This is a genomic window from Leptospira mayottensis 200901116, assembly GCF_000306675.2.
Classification (GTDB): Bacteria; Spirochaetota; Leptospiria; order Leptospirales; family Leptospiraceae; genus Leptospira; species Leptospira mayottensis.
Window position 1 is genome coordinate 2372501 of the sequence record NZ_CP024871.1, and the last position, 19361, is coordinate 2391861.

Below are 19361 nucleotides of genomic sequence, written 5' to 3' on the forward strand. Positions count from 1 at the left end.
TTCGGAAAGAACCTTAACGTGTGGATAAAGATCCCCAAGCGATTCTTTGGAAACTTCCTGCCATGTAACTCTCTTTAAAAACGTGGAAACTCCGAGGGAAGAATAAATTCTCGCGGAGCCCGCGGTAGGAAGGATATGATTGGTCCCGCTAATATAATCCCCCATGGCAACGGGAGAATAGTTTCCTAAAAAGACGGAACCCGCGTGACGGACCCTTTTCAGGTCTTCCTTAAAATTCCTCGTCTGGATTTCCAAATGTTCAGGCGCAAATAAATCAGAAAACGCAAAACATTCTTCTAAATTAGAAAAAACAAATATTCTTCCGTGGTCTTCGATGGATTTTCGTTTCATCTCACCTCGTTTAGGCCTTTCCAGAAGAGCCTTCTCTATTTCCACACGAACCTTTTCAGCAAAGGACAAGGAATCCGTACAAAGGATCGCAATCGAATCCTCTCCATGTTCGGCTTGAGATAAAAGATCCGACGCCACCCAAATAGGATTTGCAGAATCATCCGCGATGACTAAAACCTCGCTCGGTCCGGCGGGGCTGTCGATACCGATCACACCTTGACCGCTCAAAAAAACTTTAGCGGCGGTCACGAATTTACTTCCCGGGCCGATTACAAACTCGGAGGCGGGAATCGTTTCAGTTCCATAGGAAACCGCCGCAATTCCCTGCGCGCCTCCTGCAAGAATGATACGATTTGCACCCGCAATTTTTGCAGCCGCAACAAGACCGTCCGGCAAAAAACCTTGTTGTGGAGGAGTAACAATTTGAATATTTTTCACTCCTGCAAGTTTAGCGGGAATCACACCCATCAAAATTGTAGAAGGATACAACGCCTTTCCACCAGGAGCATAAACGGAAACCGATTCGACGGGGGTATGACGAATTCCGAGGCGATTTCCGTGAACTATGATTTCTTTATCTTCCGGAATTTGAATCTGATGGAAGGCTTTGATATTCTCTGCAGCCTTCTTCAGAGCCTGTTCCAATTTCGAATCGATCTTAGGATTGAATTGGGAAAGGTCTAAAACGAAAGAATCCGGAACGACACCGTCAAACTTACGAGTGTATTCCCGAAGAGCCGCGTCCCCTCGATCCTTCACGTCCTCAATGATCGGTTTTACGAGGTTCAAAGTAGAACTCAAATCTTCTCTGGCACGTCCTAAAATAGGGTTTAAAACCGATCGATTTTTTAAATCGACTTGTAGAATCTGTATTGCCATCGAAAAACCAGAATTTCCGAAAGAACTGTTCCTGCATCTGAAATTTACCCAAAAAACAATTGCCCAGAGGAGAATTCGTACTAACTTACACCTTTGTCTATGAAACTCATTTCCCTCAATTGCAACGGAATCAGGTCCTCTCTCGGAAAAGGACTTTCCGATTATATCCGGGATAGAAAACCGGACTTTATTTGTTTTCAAGAAACAAAAGCGACTCAGGAACAGATTCCACCTTCTCTATGGGAAGAAGGCGGATATACTCCCGTGTTCCATAGCGCGGAAAAGAAAGGATACAGCGGAGTCGCCATTCTTTATAAAAAACCTCCCCAGAAAATTACAATTGGCCTCGGAGTTCCATTCTTTGATAAAGAAGGAAGAAGTATCTACTTGGAGTATCCGGACTTTGCACTTTGGAATTCTTACTTCCCTTCTGGAACAACGGGAGAAGTACGTCAGGCCGCAAAGATGAAATTTCTAGATCTTTTTCAAAAGGAGGCGACTAAAAGAAAAAAACAACAACCCAATATCATTCTCTGTGGAGACATAAACATCGCACATACTCCTCAAGATATTCACGACCCGAAAGGGAACGCAAAAAGCAGCGGCTTTTTGCCAGAAGAAAGAGAATGGTTGACTAAGTTTTTAGAAAAGGGTTGGGTAGATACCTTTCGTTATCTCTATCCCGAAAAACAGGAATATTCCTGGTGGACGTTTCGAGCAGGAGCCAGAGCTAAAAACAAAGGATGGAGGATAGACTATTTCTTTGTAACGGAAGAATTGAAGAAGAACGTCAAAAGCCAATCGATTTACAGAGACAACCCATTTTCCGACCACGCTCCATTGGAACTTGAAATCAAATTATAGACGTTCAAAATCAAACCCTTTCTTAAGATCTCAAAATCTGATATAAATTTGCCCGAGAAAAAAAATTACGGCCTAGAATCTATTTTATCCAAAAGATCCATGAAATGTGAGTTCGATCTAAGAAAACTGGAAAAAATTCTCCTAAATACAGGAATAGTTCCTACATTTTGAAGTTTTGAGACAAAATCCTCTTCAGGTTTTGGACCTTCTATGTAATTTTTAATATAATTTACAGAGAATCAAGACAAGCACTCAATCAAGAAAGTGTATTTTAAAGAATTTAAAATCAGCTCATAGTCGATAAGTATATCACCGACAAGCTGAAACTTGCCGATTCGACTTGTTCAAACCGCCTTTTTTGAAAATTCTAAAAGCTTCCAGTTTTTGAGATCCATCGGAAATTTAGGTAGGAATTTTTTAACCAATCCAATCGCATCAGATTCAAACAGGAGCACATTATCCGTCATTCTTTCCAGAGATTTGGAACGAACGATTTTCTTTTCGGTGATCGTTCCGTGGAGCAAAATCGGATCTTTCCAAAACGGAATACGGACTTCTAAAGTCGCAGACTCACCGACAGAATCAGAATTAAAACGTCCGAGATTGAGGCTCATGGACGTACCTTCCCAACCCCCGATTTCTGCAGAATAATTTCCAGTTTTACTGTGAACTTCCAAAGGAATACGAACGGATTCCTTGACAGAATCTTTAAAATCTTCAATCATTTTTTCAAACATGCGCACCTCCTTCTTCTAAAGAGAAAAGAAGATTATTCAATGTAGTCTTCCTATGTTTTGTTGTGCAGCGCAACAACAAAACATAGTCCTCTTTTTTAGGTTTAACAACTCAAACACTTCTAATCAAAACAGCCAAATTCTTTGTTTTTTCTATTTTATTGGCGATTTTTGTATTTTTCTGAGAAATTCGAAACCCAAAGTAAATTTCAATGATTTTAATCCCTTTTTTACATTTATCGTTTCATTTTAGATAAAAGAAAACCTGCTTTTTTCGACCCGTCGAGCGCCCCTAGAAGCGAGACGTTTGAGTTTATTCGAGCGCCCCTAGAAGCGAGACGTTCTCTCGCGCGCTCAAACAAACAGTTCTTTTTTACAATAATATTCGACATCGATGATTCTTAACTCCTGATTTGTCCATCAAACATCATGACACATAATTTTAGGACTTTACAATTCTTGATTTTTCTTTTCATCAAAATGATTCGAAAGGATCAATCTTTCCAAACAGACCCCAAGTAAGTTTACTGAATCATGTTAGCAAAAACGCTTCTTTTTTTCGGAATGGAATCGTCTTTGGAAACCGATGCCTCATCTCTCTTTTTTGCAAAACGGAAACATAGATTTCCATTCACCTCAATCGATCCTATTCCATTTGGGAGGAATCGCGATTCGAAAATCTTTGCCCGGTGCGGCGGTTCGTAAATTTCTTTTAGAACATAAACCTTCTGGGAGAATCCTTCTCCTTTCCGTCGGCAAAGCGGCGGAAGAAATGGCCCAAGCGGCGTATGAAGTCTTGCGATCTCAGATTTTCGAAGGAATCATTCTCACTAAGTACGGACACAGTTCCGGAAAAAAATTTCCACCTTTGAAAATCTTGGAAGCGGGCCATCCCATCCCCGATGCAAACAGCATTTTAGGCGGAATGAAAATCCTGGAACTCTGCTCTCACTTACAACCGGAAGATACCGCCCTGGTCCTTCTCTCGGGAGGAGGCTCGGCCTTGATGGAAATTCCGGCTCCCGGCTTAGATCTGGAGGATTTAATCGTATGGAATTCGAAGCTCCTCGCAAGCGGTGCCAACATTCAGGACATCAATACGATCCGAATTCTTTTATCTTCGATCAAAGGAGGAGGCCTACTTTCAAAAATTCTTCCTTCAAAATCGATCACCTTAATTCTTTCGGACGTACTCGGAAATGATCTTTCCAAAGTGGCCTCGGGACCCACAATCCATTCCACAATTGAAAAAAAATCTATTTTCAGAATATTCAAACAATATAATTTACCTATTGAATCAAAAATTAAAGCCGTCTTACGAAAAAAAACGAAACTCGTCTCAGAATCCTTAAAACGTGAAAACGATTTCAAATCACCAGAGAAGATCAATAAACCGAAAGGTTCCGTCAAAATCGATCCTCAAAGAAACGTAGTTTATTGTATCGGGAACATAACTCAGGCCCTTGAATCCGTCCAGGAAGAATGCAGAAATTTGAATATTCCGGTCTTATTTTTGACCTCGTCCTTAAACTGTGAGGCAAAAGAGGCAGGTCTCTTTTTAGGATCAATCGCCAGGGAAAACATAAAAATAACGACTTCTCCCTTACTCATTCTATGCGGGGGAGAAACGATAGTAACACACGACGGTTCCGGAAAAGGTGGAAGGAACCAGGAACTTGCCCTCGCCTTCTCTCAACAAATCTCGGGTTGTAAAGGGATTACGTTACTTTCTCTTGCGACGGACGGAACCGACGGGCCGACCGATGCCGCGGGTGCGATCGTAGACGGAACCACTTGGAAAAAAATTTCCAAAACGAACGACGCGCGCACCTCTCTCAAAACCCATAACTCCTACGAAGTCTTAAAGAAGACCGATTCCTTGGTTTTTACAGGAGCGACCGGAACGAACGTGAATGATATTCAACTTTTATGGATAAATCCGAATTGATCTCTTTGGGTTATTTTCCTATCGAAACTCGTTCTCAATAAATTTTGAATTCAGCCGATATCTATCTTAAGTTATTTTTAAAATCGACAACCATTTCGAAAAAGTATTTCAATCGCTCTGAGGATAAAATCGAAGACAATTTCTTCCTTCCTCTTTGGCTAAATAGAGGGCTTTGTCCGCTCTTTCAATCAGTTCGGTGATGGAATTTTCGGGGCTCGGACTTAAAGTAGCCATACCGATACTGACCGTTACAATCGAATTCGTTTTCGAAGCCAAATGTGGAATCGCCATCTTTTCCACGTTTTCCAAAATATTTCGACTTACGATGACCGCATTCGATTCGTTTGTCTCAGGAAGAATGACTGCAAATTCCTCTCCTCCGTATCTTGCAGCCACGTCCCCCGCCCTTCTAGCGCAGTCTCTAATTGCACGTGCCACTTGTTTCAAACATTGATCCCCACCTTGATGCCCGTACGTATCGTTATAAAGTTTAAAATGATCAATATCCAACATGATAAGAGCAATACTAGCACCGGTTCTCCAACATCGTTTCCATTCCGTCGTCAAAATCTCGTCGAAGTATCGCCGATTATAAAGTCCCGTAAGGGAATCCGTCCTAGAAATCGCGACAAGATAGGAGTTCACTTCTTGAAGCTGATCGGTGAGTTTTTCCAACTCTTTCTCCCTTTCTTTTCTTCGAGTCATTTCCTCGAAAAGTCTAAGGGCGGAACGAACCCGCGCCAAAAGTTCGGTCGCATCGAATGGTTTTATGACGTAATCAATCGCACCAGAATCAAACGCTTTCTGCAAGACATTCGATTCTTTCAATGCGGTAATCATGATAACCGGAATATCCTTTAATTCCTTCTTTTCACGGATCAATTCGAGAATCTCAAATCCCGTAACTCCGGGGAGAAGAATGTCTAAAAGAATCAAAGAACATTCTTTTTGAGGAGGGTCCTGATTTTTTAAATTCAACCAGTTGATGACTTCCTCCGGAGATTGGCTCGTATACGTATTCTTGTATCCCGACTTCCTCAAGATACCTTGCATCAGCATACAATTCTCTTGTGCGTCGTCTAAAATAAGAATGGAATTCATCACGAATGTTCTCCCCAGTTTTCAAAGCAGCGGACCAACCTAGGAAAAAAATACAAAACTTTACCTAATTGCGAATGAAATCAAACGATTTTTTAAAAACTTCTTGCCTGATTTTTTGATTTCTGAAGTCTAAAAAATAGGATGAGCAAAAAAATAGAACGTTGCACAACTTTTTTAGCAATGCTCGGCCTGAGCGCCGTTCTTTTTTGTTCTACGGTGATGCTTTCCGGGAATCATTGCCCGACATTCGTTGTTTCCAATCAAACGACGGAGCAACCCTGTCATCAATCCGAAAGGACAAATGATTCTACAGACAATACCTGTTCAGCGTGCAACTTATTCGTATCGTCCGAATCGGTTCATCCGAAAACTCCCGAACTGGGCAAAAATTATTTTTCGGTTTTTACCGCGATTCAAAATTATTTCCATTTTACACTCGGGATTTTTTTCTCTCAAAGAAATTCATACGATCGAAATCCGAATTACAACGTTCAAAAATTCATCATTCAGTTGATCTCTACCGTAAGACTTCTGATTTGATTCAATTTTTATCATCTCCATAAAAATCGTTTTCTAACTTTAGAATTAAGGAATATTATATGTTAACTAGAAAAGAATTAATCACTCAATCTGCAGCACTGTTAGCGTTTGCATCCGCAGGTTCGCTTTTAGCGAAAGAATCCAATCATAAACATCCGGAATCAAAAAAATCCGAGAAAAACCTCCCTAAGAAACTGGACAGAAAAATTCTCGAAGCGGCGTCCAAGTGCGCTTTAAGCTCGGAAATTTGTCTCACACACTGCGACGAAAACCTTTCCCTGGGAGATACGATGCTTGCAGACTGCTTAAAAGCGGTAAAAGATACCTTGGTGCTTTGCAAAGCTTTCGTAAGTTTAGGTTCCTCCCATTCCCCCTTTGCAAAGGAAATTGCCGCAACCTGTATCAAGGCCTGCGAAGTCTGCGAAAAGGAATGTAGAGTTCACGAATCCCACCATGAAATCTGCAAAAACTGTGCGGACAGTTGTAGAGAATGTATCATCGAACTAAAAAAAGTTGTCTAAGCGGAGAAACCAAATGAAGCAGAAAATCATAATATTCTCTTTTTTCGGTTTTATACTGGCAAGTTTTTTGGAAGCGAAGTCAATCCTCCCCACAAGGCCTACGATCTTATCCGAATTGGATCGGATCCATAAGTCCTTTTTAAACGAAAAAGAAGTACTCGTGGAGCCGTTGATCGCTTCCCTACAACAGGAAGCAGCCAGAGATTCCTCCATTGTACCCGCCCTAAAAGCGGCAGAGAAACTCAAAAACTCAGTCGACGAAAAAGCGAAACTGGAAGCCTATGCAGAACTTTCGGAAGCTTTAAAGGATTATATTCAAAAAGATGAATCTACAGGATTTCACGTTTTTTACTGTCCTATGGTAAAAAAGAAATGGATCGCATCCGGAGATAAGGTTCAAAATCCTTATGATTCTTCCATGAAAAGTTGCGGAAAAAAAATATAAACAAACCGTTTCATTTTTGTTCCGGGAATCGGACTTCAAATCTGGTTCCCGGGTTTAAGGTTTCCAATTTCAACTTTCCTTGGATTTGTTTTGTAAGAATACTAACAAGCTGTAAACCAAGAGTGTCGTGATCCATATTCACGAATTCTTTCGGAATTCCCTTTCCATTGTCTTCAATCGTTACGATCACAGTTCCCGATTCGGAAAATGCAACGATACGCAACATACCCTGGTACCTCTCCGAAAAAGCGTGTTTGATCGCGTTTGTGACGAGTTCGCATACGATGAGACCGAGAGAAATCGCGATGTTCATACTTAAAATCAAACTGCGAGCTTCAACGAAATATCTAATATTCGGATCCACACCGTATAAATTCCAAAGATTTTCCAAAAGCATATTCAGATAACTATGGAAATTTACATGTGAGAGATTGCTGGATTTATAAAGCTCGTTGTGAACCAAAGACATCGAAAATACTCTACTTTCCGTATCCTTTAACAAATTGTAAAGTTCTTTCGAGGTAAGATTTCTAGACATCGCATTGTCCGCCTGAAGATTCAAAAGAGAAACCATAATCTGCATATTGTTTTTGACTCTATGATGAATCTCCTGAATCAAAATGTCCTTTTCCGCCAACGTAGCAAGAATCGATTCCCGATTACGAACCATTTCGGTAATGTCCGTGACAACCGCCAGATCCAAAACTTGATTTCGATAACGAAACTTGTAAACGGTGGTGTCTACGATCAACTTTTCCCCTTCTCTTTTTTTGTGAACGAAAGAAGACGCCCGATTGACTCCAAACTTAAAGGAAATAATTTCTTGCCTTATTTTTTCGAAATCGGAAGGCTCGAAAATCTCCATAATAGTTTTTCCGATCAAGTCCTTCTCTTTATATCCGTATTTTTCGAGAACAGCCTGATTCACTTCCAAAATCTCAAAAGAATCGTGTTCGAATAAAAAAGCTGGATGAGGATTGTATTGAAAAAACAAACGATATCTTTCATCGCTCTCTTGTTCGAAGACATTTTTCTTTTCGAGTTCCAAAGCGAGACGGTTTCTTTCATAAGCGAAAACAAGAGAACGACTCAAAGAGTAAGAATCGAATCTACCTTTATAAACATAATCTTGCGCTCCAATTTGAAGAGCGTTCACGGTAATCTCCTCATCTTCGGCCCCGCTACAAATAATCACCGGAATTTGAGGAAACCTTCTTTTGATTTCGGATAATGCATCTAAACCAGTCCGATCGGGAAGAGAAAGATCCAACACCACTAAATCGGGACTTTCGCTGGAAATGATATTTAACCCTGCGGAGAAGTTGTCGCTACGACTAATTCGAAAGGAAGGACTCCGAGATTCACCTAGATACTCCTGAATCAATTTATAATCCGCATTCGAATCTTCGATTAAAAGGACTGAAAAAGTGTCTTTAAACATAAGAAGGAAACTCTCTATCTATAATTGTTCTAACTTAAACTCTTGAGGAAAACGGACGATCACTCCAAAACCGGAAGTCTGATCGGTTTCTATCTCTATATTTCCTCCGTGAAGCTCCGCAATTCTTTTACAAAAAAACAATCCGGTTCCCGGCCCGGACAACTCCTCCGATAAATGATATTTTTTGAATAAGTCTATGAAATAATTTTTTTCCACCTTATCAATGCCGATTCCGTTATCTCTAACGCGAATGATGTGAAATTGAGTTTCTTCGGAATAAGAAATGAAAAGTTTACAAGCGACGTTCGTATTTCTAAATCGGATCGAATTCGACAAGAGATTCGAAAAAAGTTCCTTTAAAAGAAAGGAATTTCCTACGATTTTAGGAAAGTTCCCTTCAACATCCACCTCAGCCCCAATCTTCAGGAGGTTTTCTTCAAACGATGTAAGAGTTTCTTCTATAACTTCTTTCAGAGAAAGAGTTTTAAAAACGTTTTTTTCTTTTTCAATTCTTAAAAATGAAAGTAAACCGTTAATTCGACTCCAAAGACGTTGTGCGGAATCTATGCTGATCTGCAAAAATTCCTTTCCCTTCTCGTTTAACCCGTTCGAATATTTATCGGACAATAATCTTAAAAACGTAGTCTGATTTCGAATCGGCTCTTGTAAATCGTGATAGACTTTAGAGACAATCGCCGCAATTTCTTTCTCCTTTGTTTTCAAACTGAAGTCCGAAGACGAATCTAAAACCTCTAAAAAGAAAAGTTCCTTTTTTCCTGACTTCTGTCGGGTCAAAGCTCCTTTGAGATCGATTTCTTTTCGGAAAGAATTCAAAAACCGCTCTCTGAAAAGGATCGTTTCCTCTAACTTACAACTTTTAAACTTTTCCAAAAGAAAGGAATTTTGAAATGCGAGTATCTGTCCCAACTCTTGGTTTTTGAGTTCCCCCTTATTAGAACAAGAACAGAGTTTTACAAAAGAAGAATTGCATATTATAATACGAAAATCACTATCCAAAACACCAACTGGTGTTTGCAAATGAGACAAAACCTGAAATTCGGACTCAGTCATCCCAATAATGCCTCAAATCCCCAATGACCGTGACTGAATCCTTGCATGTTCGAAATTAAATCCTAAATTATAATAAAATTCATCGAAAAAAAATATATCTCAATCTTTTCCCATTGAAGTTAAAAAGCGAATATCTCAATAAAATGTCAATCCTGGTTTTTACTTTTTCCCCTTTTTTACGAATTTCAGAATATTCTTCTTTTTGAATTTATAACTTTTCTGAATCCTTTTCTTACAGAAAATACCTCAAATTCTACAGAATTTACCAACATCCACTGCCTTAAAATGAACGCTCTTGCCTTATAGTCTATAAGCCTATTCTAATAGAAAAACCTGAATTTGGGGAAAAATTGTAAAAAGAGAATGGATCTTGTTGATTTAAGAGTTTCGATTAAATTCAAATTTTAATGCGAAACGCCACAGAGAGATGGCGGAATCAGTTCCAATCAAACATCTTGGAATATTTTGCCGGTAAACACCGGCAAAAATCTACGGAAAATTATTCTTTAACCATTGAAAAGCCATTAAACCCATTTTGTTTCAGTGGCTTTTGGTCATTTTCTACAAAACTAATTTATTCGGAAACAGTGATCGTTTCGATAATAACTGCTTTTGTCGGCTTATCATGAAAACCCGTTTCCGTCTCCGAAATCGTCTCTACGATATTCGTTCCTTGTGTAACTTTTCCAAAAACTGCATGACGATTATCTAAATAAAAGTTATCCCGTACATTAATAAAAAACTGAGACCCGCCCGTATTCGGCCCTGCATTTGCCATGGAAAGTGTATATTTTTCATTCTTCAGATCTTTATGAAACTCGTCTTGGATCTTATAGCCCGGCCCACCCGTTCCATTTCCAACAGGACAACCTCCTTGAATCATAAAATTTTTGATGATTCTATGAAATGTAAGACCATTGTAAAATCCGTCTTTTGCCAGTTTGATAAAATTACTGGCCGTAATTGGAGCTTTTTCCTGATCTATATAAACTGAAAAGTCTCCAAAATTCGTTTTGAATACCGCAGTTGGCATATCGCTTTCCTCTATTTTAAGAATTTATTTCCATTTTCCGGTATCATAAAATGACAGAAAACGATTTCTTGTAAAAAACAAACAAAAATACACAAACGAACGATACTATAATATAAAAGAAAAACCCAGGAGCAAAATAGAATGTTCCTCATAATGGAATTATTTTTCCTGGATAAGAGAGCTATCATTCATGTTAGAAATCCACAGTCGTTATCTTCCATTCGGAACTTCAGGAGTCCTTCTATTCATTTCGGCCTCTCAGTCAAATTCTCAAATTGATACTTCTATTCTCTCTAAAGAAATTACTAAGAAAGAAATCGGAACGGTTTGCTTTATCTCAAATGATTCTTCGATTGACGCGAATACTCTCGAATCGATCCCTTCTTCCGTGACAGTTCTTTCGATTCTCATCCCTCCTGGACCAGAAACAAACGATTCAGTATACAGTACATTCTTGCAGATTCAAAAATTCTTAAAAAAAGGGAACCTCCTTTTTTTAATCGCACCCGATTGCGAGACCAGATTTCCACTACTCCTTTCCAAACTTTTACTCGCCGCTTCTCCTTCCATGAGTAATTCCGAACTCCAGAGTCAAATTTTCCATTTCGGCTATTCTGCCCCAGATCAGACGACATTTCGGAGATACCTCGCCAAACAAAAAGAACAGCATTCTTTACCCGAAATTCCTCCGGGAGAATTTTCTGTATCGGTTCATCTAGTTCAAAAAGGAAAACATACTTCTACTTCTAAAGTTCAAAACGAAGAATCTTTAACAAAAAATCCCATAAAAACCAAAGGAGAAAAGAAAAAACCAAAATCTTCCTTCGAATCTTCTTCGATCCATGCAATCGAAATTGATGATTTAGACGATACTCAAAAGCTGAAAGAAATTCCAGTTTTGATTCCTTTAGAACATTCACAAATCGTAAATGAGGAAAATGAAACCTCTAACTCAAGTTCAACCTCCTCCGAACGTTTGCAAATCGTAAATGAGGAAAATGAAACCTCTGATTCAAGTTCAACCTCTTCCGAACATTCGCAAATCGTAAATGAGGAAAATGAAACCTCTGATTCAAGTTCAACCTCTTCCGAACATTCGCAAATCGTAAATGAGGAAAATGAAACCTCTAACTCAAGTTCAACCTCCTCCGAACGTTTGCAAATCGTAAATGAGGAAAATGAAACCTCTGATTCAAGTTCAACCTCTTCCGAACATTCGCAAATCGTAAATGAGGAAAATGAAACCTCCAATTCAAGTTCAACCTCTTCCGAACATTCGCAAATCGTAAATGAGGAAAATGAAACCTCTGATTCAAGTTCAACTTCGAATTCGGCTCCAGTAAGCAATGCCAAACTATCCTCCCAACAAGCCGTTTCAAAATCGGAAAAAGACGCACACACTCCTTCCGTGGTTGTAAAGTCCAAGTTTCCACTTCAGATCAAATTGATGGCAGTAATTTCCGTTTTGATGACATTCACCGTCTCCACCATCATTTTCTTCGCTTCTTCCGCATTCCGAGAAGATTCGGAAGTTCGAGTTCTTCAAAACAATTTAAATTTGGTGAATATTTTAGGGTTAAAAATCAAAACTGACATCAAAGAAATTCTTTCCAACGGAAAACAAATCGTTGGAGCTTTGGTTAAAGGAAACGAAGGAATTTCATTTGCGGACATCTTTTTTCAGAACGATCCGGACTTTATTTACGCGGGCCTTTTCCAAATTGAAGGGGACGCACCTTTAGCGGTTAACCAATTCTACAACGCACCTTACTTAAACGAACTCAGTATTTCTCCGAAGACAATTTCCAATCTTGTGCAAAATAGGCCCGGATTCATCCAAAAATCCATTCTTACAGGCGGCAGAATGGAGAATCTAAGTGCGGAGTTTAAGGAACCGATCTTCGCAATCGCAATTCCTTCCTTCGGCTCCAACTCGAAAGTTTTAGTTTTGATCCTTCGTCTGGAAAAGTTTCTGAACGCATTCCAAAAACAAGATATATCCGATATATTCATGGTAAACGGAGAAGGAGATCTAATCGCTCATTCGGATGCAAAACTTCTTCAATCAAATACGAATTTTATGAATCTTCCGATCGTGGAATCTATGGTCAAAAGTTCGGAAAATACGAAACAAATCGAATATAAAGACAAAGACGGCAAGGTTTGGTTTGGTTCGTATCAAAAACTGGGCTTCGGTGGAGCCGCTGTCATTTCGATCGTTCCGGAAGATAAGGCATTTGAAACGGTTTATAAGATTCAAAAAACGAACCTTCTTATTATGGGAATCGCCCTTTGTTTGGCTCTACTCATCGTCTTTTTCTTTGCGAAAACGATCACCAAACCACTGTTACATCTACTACAGGCCACAACGGAAATCGCACGAGGAAACTTCAAAGTCAAAATCAGTTCTACTACAAAAGATGAAGTCGGTCTTCTTACAGACTACTTCGTGGACATGGGTAAAGGTCTCGAAGAAAGAGAAAAAGTAAAAGACGCTCTGGGAAGGTTCGTAAACAAGGAAATCGCGGAGATGGTCTTAAAACACGAACTTACCCTTGGAGGGGAAAGAAAGATGTGCGCGATTTTCTTCTCCGATATTCGTAGTTTTACTTCAATATCCGAAAAACTTCAACCGGAAGAAGTCGTTGAATTTCTAAACGAATACATGACTGAGATGGTCCATTGTGTCAACGAAACGCATGGGATCGTGGACAAATTTATCGGAGACGCGATCATGGCGACCTGGGGAGCCGCTAAGACATCCGATAAAGACGCCGAAAACGCGATCAACGGTTCCCTGATGATGAGAGAAGCACTTCTGAAATTCAATCAAGGAAGAGGCGGAGAAAAAAAACCAATTATCCAGATCGGTTGCGGTCTAAATTACGGTCCCGTGATCGCGGGTCAAATCGGTTCCGAACAAAGGCTCGAATACACCGTAATCGGAGACGCAGTAAACCTCGCATCCAGAGTAGAAGCCTTGAATAAACCTTTCGGAACCGACATCCTTATCACACAAAATCTTTTAGATCACGTCCCCGATATCTTCAACGTGGAAAAGATGCAATCGATCAAAGTAAAAGGTAAGGAAGAACCACAGGTAATTTATGCGGTTTTGGGAAGAAAAGACGATCCAAACTGCCCTAAAAATATCGAAGAACTGAGAAAAAAGATCGGAATCGTTTGGGAACCACCTAAGAAAGATAAAGCGAAAGACCCCGAAGCCGGAGAAGTTAAGTATGAGATACTTGACTGAAGGGAAATACGTAGTCACATTTCTTACGGGACTCTTCCTCACTTTTAATATATTACTGTACCTTCATTTAACTTCAGGGCATAAAAAGGGAAGTAACCCTGAAATCGGAAAGATAATCTTTAAAAATAGAAAAGCCCAGAGAAAATTCGACTCCGAAGTCGTCTGGGAAGAAATCGAAACCGAAATGAAAGTCAGAAACAAGGATACAGTTCGTACTGATGACAAAGCCGAAGCCGTTTTGGTTCTAAACGACGGAACCGAAATCAAACTCGACGAGAATAGTATGATCTTTCTGGACTTTTCGGATAAAAATCTATCGATAGACTTCGCATATGGATCGGTTTCCGCCAACAAGGACAGCGGTACCGAGATGAAGATCAAAAGTGGCGAGACCACAGTGGAAGTAGATAAGGGAGATCTAAAACTTTCCAAATCGGAAGATCAAGCTCTCAACCTTGAAGTTTCCAAAGGTAACGCAAAGGTAATTTCCGGAAATCAGGAATCCAATTTAACAAACAACCAAGCAATCGAATTGAAAAACGGGAAATCTGAAATTCGTTCGTTATCGATCTCTCTGAATTCTCCTGGGGATCGAAAATTTTTTCAAACTTCGACTAGTTCCTTTCCGGTATCTTTTAACTGGAATAAAGCAGAAGCCGTAAAAGAATATACATTAGAAATTTCGAATCATCCCAGCTTCTCAAAGAACGTGATCCGATCCAAAGCAAATGGAATTTCTTTAAGTAAGTCTTTGGAAAAAGGAACGTATTTTTGGAGAATCACCGCAATCAATCCGCAATCGAAAACACCCGAATATAGCGAAACTCGTTCTCTTACCATATTAGGAGATTTGAAATCTTCTCTTTTTACTCCTACAAAGTCGGAGGAATTCAAATTCACATCCAATCCTCCAAGCGTAGTCTTTCAATGGACTTCCGTCGATTTCACGAATATTTATAAGTTCGAATTGGCAGAAGATAAGAACTTTAAGGAAATTATCATCAATCAGGAAATCCAAGGTACTCTTTTTCGTTGGGACAAATCGAAGGAAGGAAAATATTTCGCAAGGGTCACTCCAAAACCTTCTTTGGCCGATTTAAAAGTATTTTCCTCTGAAGCAATTTCGTTTAGCATGAAAAAGCTGGAAAAACCAGAACCTCCCGCCTTGAAAAAACCTTTCGATCAAGAAGAAATTGCCCTTCGCAAATTCTCCAAAGAAGGAAATCTATTTGTATGGTCCGGTTCCGTAGACTTTGTGGAATACATCTTGGAAATCTCAAACGATTCGGAATTCAAAAATATCATATTTAGTAAAAAAACGAATTCTTTATCTATGATTTCTTCTCCGATCACAAACTCGGGCACTTACTTCTGGAGAATCAAAACTTCTACAAAAGAAGGCGAGCAGATTCTTTCACCCAGCAGACAATTTAATATTCAATCTTTGGAAAATTTGGAACTTTTATTTCCTGTAAACCAACAAGAACTGGGGCATCCGGCCAACCATAAATTGACTTTCCGTTGGCAAAGACCGGACCCTTCCGGAATTTATAGATTGGAAGTTGCAAAGAACTCCGGATTTTCGGGAGACGTGATTCGGGAAAATTTCCGTTCCTCTTCCGGAACCGTGAGTATTCCTTCGGTCGGAGAATATTTCTGGAAAGTTTCCCTTTTAGGTTCGAGCGGGGAAAATTTATTAACGAGTAAAACTCAAACTTTTAAAACTTCGGACAACTCTCCTTTCTTAAGTCAAAGTTATCCTACAATCGAAGAAACGATTGATATTTCCAACCGGGAAAGCATCGAATTCCGCTGGGAAACGGAAGGGAACATAGAATCCGTAATCTTAGAAATAAAATCCGGCAAAAACAAATCGATTTTGAAAAAGGAACTTCGAGGGGATTCTTATTCTCTTAAGGATTTTGGAATATTAGAAGAAGGCAAATTTCAATGGAGAATCTCGGCCAAATACAGGGACAAAACGGGAACGCAAAAATTTACGATTCCAATTTCCAGAAATTTCGAAATCAAGCTAAGTAAAACAATCCGACCTCCGGAGATTCTGTCACCAAAGGAAATTTATGTGGAATAGAATTCTTTTATCTTGCGTTCTTTTTTCGATTTCCGTTTCCGTTTCAGGTGAAGAGGAAGGTAGATATTTGGAATGGAAACCTGTCCCTGAGGCCGGCAGTTATATAATAGAAATCAAGGATGCCAGTGGAAAAATCACCCGAGAAAAAACGAAAAACACTCGTTTCGAAGTAAACCTCCCTCCCGGAGTGTACGAACATAGGATCGGGGTACTCAATAAATTCGGAAGATTTCCAGTGTTCTCCGAGTGGGCTTCCTTCGAGGTAATTGTTTCTCGAGCCCCGTTCATAAATCCCGATTCTGGCGTAATACTTTTAAAGGAAAAATTGAGATCTTATTTAACCGTTAAAGGCGAAAATTTTACGGAAGCAATGAACGCTACCTTGCTTCTCCCTTCAGGCGAAACCATTAAAGCAGAATTCGAATTCGTCAATTCAAAAGAAATTAGAATTAAGACCGAAAATCTGAATCTCAAAGAAGGAAGTTATACCCTCTCTCTGGAAAATCCTAGAAACAAAAAATCCACCCAAGAAGGATTTTTAATCCTCGCCGATTCGGAAAAGGAACTTGCAGAAATTGTTAAACGAAATAAACAGGATAATAGAATTTTATATCCCGAAATTCAATGGAGTTCCACTTTTCAATCCGCAATTTTACCAGGTTGGGGACAATCCAATCAGGATAAAAAATATAAACGTTGGATTTTTCCGATCTTAATCATAAGCGCAATCGCCTATTCCATGGAAAGATTTTCGGCATACAACTCCAGCTTGGCCGCTCTAAATCAAAGCAAAACGTTGAACCAAAGCTTTTTTTTCATGGGGGACTCCGCACTTCTTCCTTTTGCAACCTATTCTTATCTGCAAATTCAATCCGATTACTCTAACGCAGTCTCTCACTACGAACAATTCAATACTTCATTGGAAATTATCGCCGTACTGTATTTGTTAAACGTACTGGATGCGGCATTGATCGGTTCTACCACTTCCAAAGCAGCTTACGAATCAGATCGAAAGATAGTTCCCTTCTTTAAAACCAGAAAAATAGAATCAATCCAAGGGGACCGCTCTTCGAACATTTTTTTTCCAAACTCATTCGAAATAGGAATAAAAATTTTTCTATAACTTTTGCGACAATCGTAATATTCTAATCCACGGAGAGGCCTCTCCTTGGAAAAATCTATCGCCAATTTAAAGTAAATTCTGAAGTTCTTCCCAACGCTCTAACTTCGAAGGTAGAACAGAATGAATCTCCGTAAGTCGATTACCAACGATCGCCAATTCGTTCGGTTTTCCGGTTCCCGATTGAAGAATTTCGGTGAGTTTACGCTCTTCTTCCTCCAGAGAAAAGATCTCCGTTTCCAAAACGTCCAATTCTTTCTTCTGATTGAAACTTAAGCCCTTTTTAGTTTTTGAAGAATCGGTTTCCTTCGGTTTTATCTCGATTTCCTTTTGTTTATTTAGATAATTATTATATTCTAAATATTCGGAATAATTTCCAGGAAACTTTTCGACGATTCCTTCACCCTGAAAAATAAAAAGATAATCCACCGTCCGATCCATAAAGTAACGATCATGCGAAACGACAAGAACACAACCTCCGAACTCGGTCAAAAACTCCTCCAAAACCGAAAGGGTTCGGATGTCCAAATCGTTGGTAGGTTCGTCCAAGATCAAAAAATTCGGATTGGTCATCAAAATAGAAACAAGATAAAGTCTTCTTTTTTCCCCGCCCGATAGATTCTTGATATAATTCGCCTGCAACCTTGTATCAAAAAGGAATAGTTCGAGCATGTCGGCCGCGCTTAAAACGCGATCATCGCTCATTTTGATCGAAACACCACATTCCTTCTTAATATATTCAATCACTCTCATATCGCCGGGGAGCTCTTTGGAAACTTGATCAAAATAACCGAAATTCGTATTCATTCCGATGCTTACATCCCCCGAATCCGGTTTTATCCTACCCACGATCATATCGAGAAGAGTGGATTTTCCTGATCCGTTCGGACCTACGATTCCGATTCGTTCTCCATTTTTAAACGTATAAGAAAAATTGGATATAATGGATTTATGATACGACTTGTGCAAATTTTTCAATTCTAGAATCTTTTTCCCGAGCCGTTTGCCCGAAACAGAAAAATCTAAAACGATTTCTTTTCCTGCCTTTTTACGATTCAAAACCTCAAGTGCACGATCGGTCCTTCCTTTTTGTTTGGTTCCCCTTGCCTTCGGTTGTCTTCGAAGCCATTCTAACTCTTTTTTTAGAAATTGTTTTTCTTTCTGTTCCGCTTTTTCCCGGATAACTTCGGCTTCGTTTTTTTTCTCCAGATAAAATCCGAAATTTCCCGGAAAAGAAAGTAAACTTCCGTTTTCCAATTCTATAATTCGCTCCGTAACCTCTTCTAAAAAATAACGATCGTGAGTGACGAGAAGAACAGCTTTTTTAGTTTCGATCAGATAGTCCTGAAGCCAGAGAACCGTATCTACATCCAAGTGATTGGTCGGCTCGTCGAGAACAAGAAGATTGGACTCTTCGATTAAGATCTGAACCAAGGCAACTTTTTTGAGCATTCCGCCGGATAAAGAACCCATTCGAACCGAAAGATCTCGTATATTCAATTCTTTCAAAAGAGATCGATACCAAGACTCCAGTTCCCAAGCTCCAAGCCGATCCATCTCCAACATCAAACGATTGTATTCCTCTTCCGCGTTTCCCAAATCCAAACGCCCGCAAACCGCTTCATAAGACCGAATCGTTTCCAAAATCGGGCTCGAAGCGGAAAAGATATGTTCCAAGACAGTATGGTTTGGATCAAAAGAGGGAGATTGAGATAAAACTGCGATCCGAAGAATTTTATTCTTCATGATCTGTCCGCTATCAGGAACGTCTAAACCAGCAAGCATTTTTAAAAGGGTCGTTTTTCCGGAACCGTTAATTCCGAGAATTCCGATTTTTTCCCCTTCGTTAATTCCAAAGCTGATTTGATGGAATAAAACTTTAGAACCAATTTCTTTGGAAATCTTATCGACAGATATTAAATTCATAGGCCGGATACTTGCAGATTCCGGAGTAGAATTACTGAG

Annotated in this window: 15 protein-coding genes (1 of these 15 cut by a window edge); 8 read left to right on the top strand and 7 right to left on the bottom strand. The window is 39.5% G+C overall.

Annotated features, from left to right (window positions below; translation table 11 throughout):
* Positions 1-1230 carry the 5' portion of a histidinol dehydrogenase gene (gene hisD / locus LEP1GSC190_RS10765; RefSeq protein ID WP_002747716.1) on the bottom strand. It extends 51 nt beyond the left edge of the window, so 1230 of the gene's 1281 nt are visible here — the first part of the coding sequence; the start codon lies at positions 1228-1230; its stop codon lies beyond the left edge, outside the window.
* A gap of 99 nt (positions 1231-1329) precedes the next feature.
* On the opposite strand from hisD, the gene LEP1GSC190_RS10770 reads away from it, so the two are divergent.
* Positions 1330-2094 (top strand): exodeoxyribonuclease III, encoded by a 765-nt coding sequence (locus LEP1GSC190_RS10770; RefSeq protein ID WP_002747979.1) that lies wholly within the window; start codon positions 1330-1332, stop codon positions 2092-2094.
* A gap of 344 nt (positions 2095-2438) precedes the next feature.
* Here LEP1GSC190_RS10770 and LEP1GSC190_RS10775 read toward each other — a convergent pair whose 3' ends face one another.
* Positions 2439-2831, bottom strand: coding sequence for a hypothetical protein (locus LEP1GSC190_RS10775; RefSeq protein WP_002747951.1), 393 nt, complete (start codon positions 2829-2831; stop codon positions 2439-2441).
* 583 nt (positions 2832-3414) lie between these two features.
* On the opposite strand from LEP1GSC190_RS10775, the gene LEP1GSC190_RS10785 reads away from it, so the two are divergent.
* The gene (locus tag LEP1GSC190_RS10785) at positions 3415-4776 is read left to right on the top strand and encodes a glycerate kinase type-2 family protein (protein ID WP_002747691.1); all 1362 of its coding nucleotides are present in this window, start codon (positions 3415-3417) and stop codon (positions 4774-4776) included.
* 108 nt (positions 4777-4884) lie between these two features.
* Here LEP1GSC190_RS10785 and LEP1GSC190_RS10790 read toward each other — a convergent pair whose 3' ends face one another.
* Positions 4885-5877: a GGDEF domain-containing response regulator gene (locus LEP1GSC190_RS10790; RefSeq protein WP_002747997.1), complete on the bottom strand. Its 993-nt coding sequence runs from the start codon at positions 5875-5877 to the stop codon at positions 4885-4887.
* A 141-nt stretch (positions 5878-6018) separates the two neighbouring features.
* On the opposite strand from LEP1GSC190_RS10790, the gene LEP1GSC190_RS10795 reads away from it, so the two are divergent.
* From LEP1GSC190_RS10795 to LEP1GSC190_RS10805, 3 genes are read left to right on the top strand one after another with little or no spacing between them, the layout of a single operon-like run.
* The gene (locus tag LEP1GSC190_RS10795; protein WP_002747841.1) at positions 6019-6417 is read left to right on the top strand and encodes a hypothetical protein; all 399 of its coding nucleotides are present in this window, start codon (positions 6019-6021) and stop codon (positions 6415-6417) included.
* A 59-nt stretch (positions 6418-6476) separates the two neighbouring features.
* Positions 6477-6938, top strand: a complete 462-nt coding sequence (locus LEP1GSC190_RS10800) for a four-helix bundle copper-binding protein (RefSeq protein WP_002748031.1) — start codon at positions 6477-6479, stop codon at positions 6936-6938.
* A 13-nt stretch (positions 6939-6951) separates the two neighbouring features.
* Positions 6952-7383, top strand: coding sequence for an LIC13259 family plasminogen/vitronectin/complement-binding protein (locus LEP1GSC190_RS10805; RefSeq protein ID WP_002747725.1), 432 nt, complete (start codon positions 6952-6954; stop codon positions 7381-7383).
* Positions 7384-7393: 10 nt separating this feature from the next.
* Here LEP1GSC190_RS10805 and LEP1GSC190_RS10810 read toward each other — a convergent pair whose 3' ends face one another.
* The 3 genes from LEP1GSC190_RS10810 to LEP1GSC190_RS10820 form a co-directional block, all read right to left on the bottom strand.
* On the bottom strand, positions 7394-8824 hold the full coding sequence (locus LEP1GSC190_RS10810; protein WP_002747761.1) for a sensor histidine kinase: 1431 nt from the start codon (positions 8822-8824) through the stop codon (positions 7394-7396).
* Between the two features lie 18 nt (positions 8825-8842).
* Positions 8843-9895: a sensor histidine kinase gene (locus LEP1GSC190_RS10815; RefSeq protein ID WP_002748019.1), complete on the bottom strand. Its 1053-nt coding sequence runs from the start codon at positions 9893-9895 to the stop codon at positions 8843-8845.
* 574 nt (positions 9896-10469) lie between these two features.
* Positions 10470-10928, bottom strand: coding sequence for a peptidylprolyl isomerase (locus LEP1GSC190_RS10820; RefSeq protein ID WP_002747803.1), 459 nt, complete (start codon positions 10926-10928; stop codon positions 10470-10472).
* A 190-nt stretch (positions 10929-11118) separates the two neighbouring features.
* Here LEP1GSC190_RS10820 and LEP1GSC190_RS10825 point away from each other — a divergent pair, with 190 nt between their 5' ends.
* From LEP1GSC190_RS10825 to LEP1GSC190_RS10835, 3 genes are read left to right on the top strand one after another with little or no spacing between them, the layout of a single operon-like run.
* Positions 11119-14184: an adenylate/guanylate cyclase domain-containing protein gene (locus LEP1GSC190_RS10825; RefSeq protein WP_002748036.1), complete on the top strand. Its 3066-nt coding sequence runs from the start codon at positions 11119-11121 to the stop codon at positions 14182-14184.
* Positions 14168-16276, top strand: a complete 2109-nt coding sequence (locus LEP1GSC190_RS10830; protein WP_002747730.1) for a FecR family protein — start codon at positions 14168-14170, stop codon at positions 16274-16276. Before LEP1GSC190_RS10825 ends, LEP1GSC190_RS10830 begins: the two co-directional genes overlap by 17 nt.
* Positions 16266-17399: an LIC11435 family protein gene (locus LEP1GSC190_RS10835; RefSeq protein WP_002747872.1), complete on the top strand. Its 1134-nt coding sequence runs from the start codon at positions 16266-16268 to the stop codon at positions 17397-17399. Before LEP1GSC190_RS10830 ends, LEP1GSC190_RS10835 begins: the two co-directional genes overlap by 11 nt.
* Before the next feature lie 66 nt (positions 17400-17465).
* Here LEP1GSC190_RS10835 and LEP1GSC190_RS10840 read toward each other — a convergent pair whose 3' ends face one another.
* Positions 17466-19322 (bottom strand): ABC-F family ATP-binding cassette domain-containing protein, encoded by a 1857-nt coding sequence (locus LEP1GSC190_RS10840; protein ID WP_002747896.1) that lies wholly within the window; start codon positions 19320-19322, stop codon positions 17466-17468.
* Positions 19323-19361: the final 39 nt, after the last annotated feature.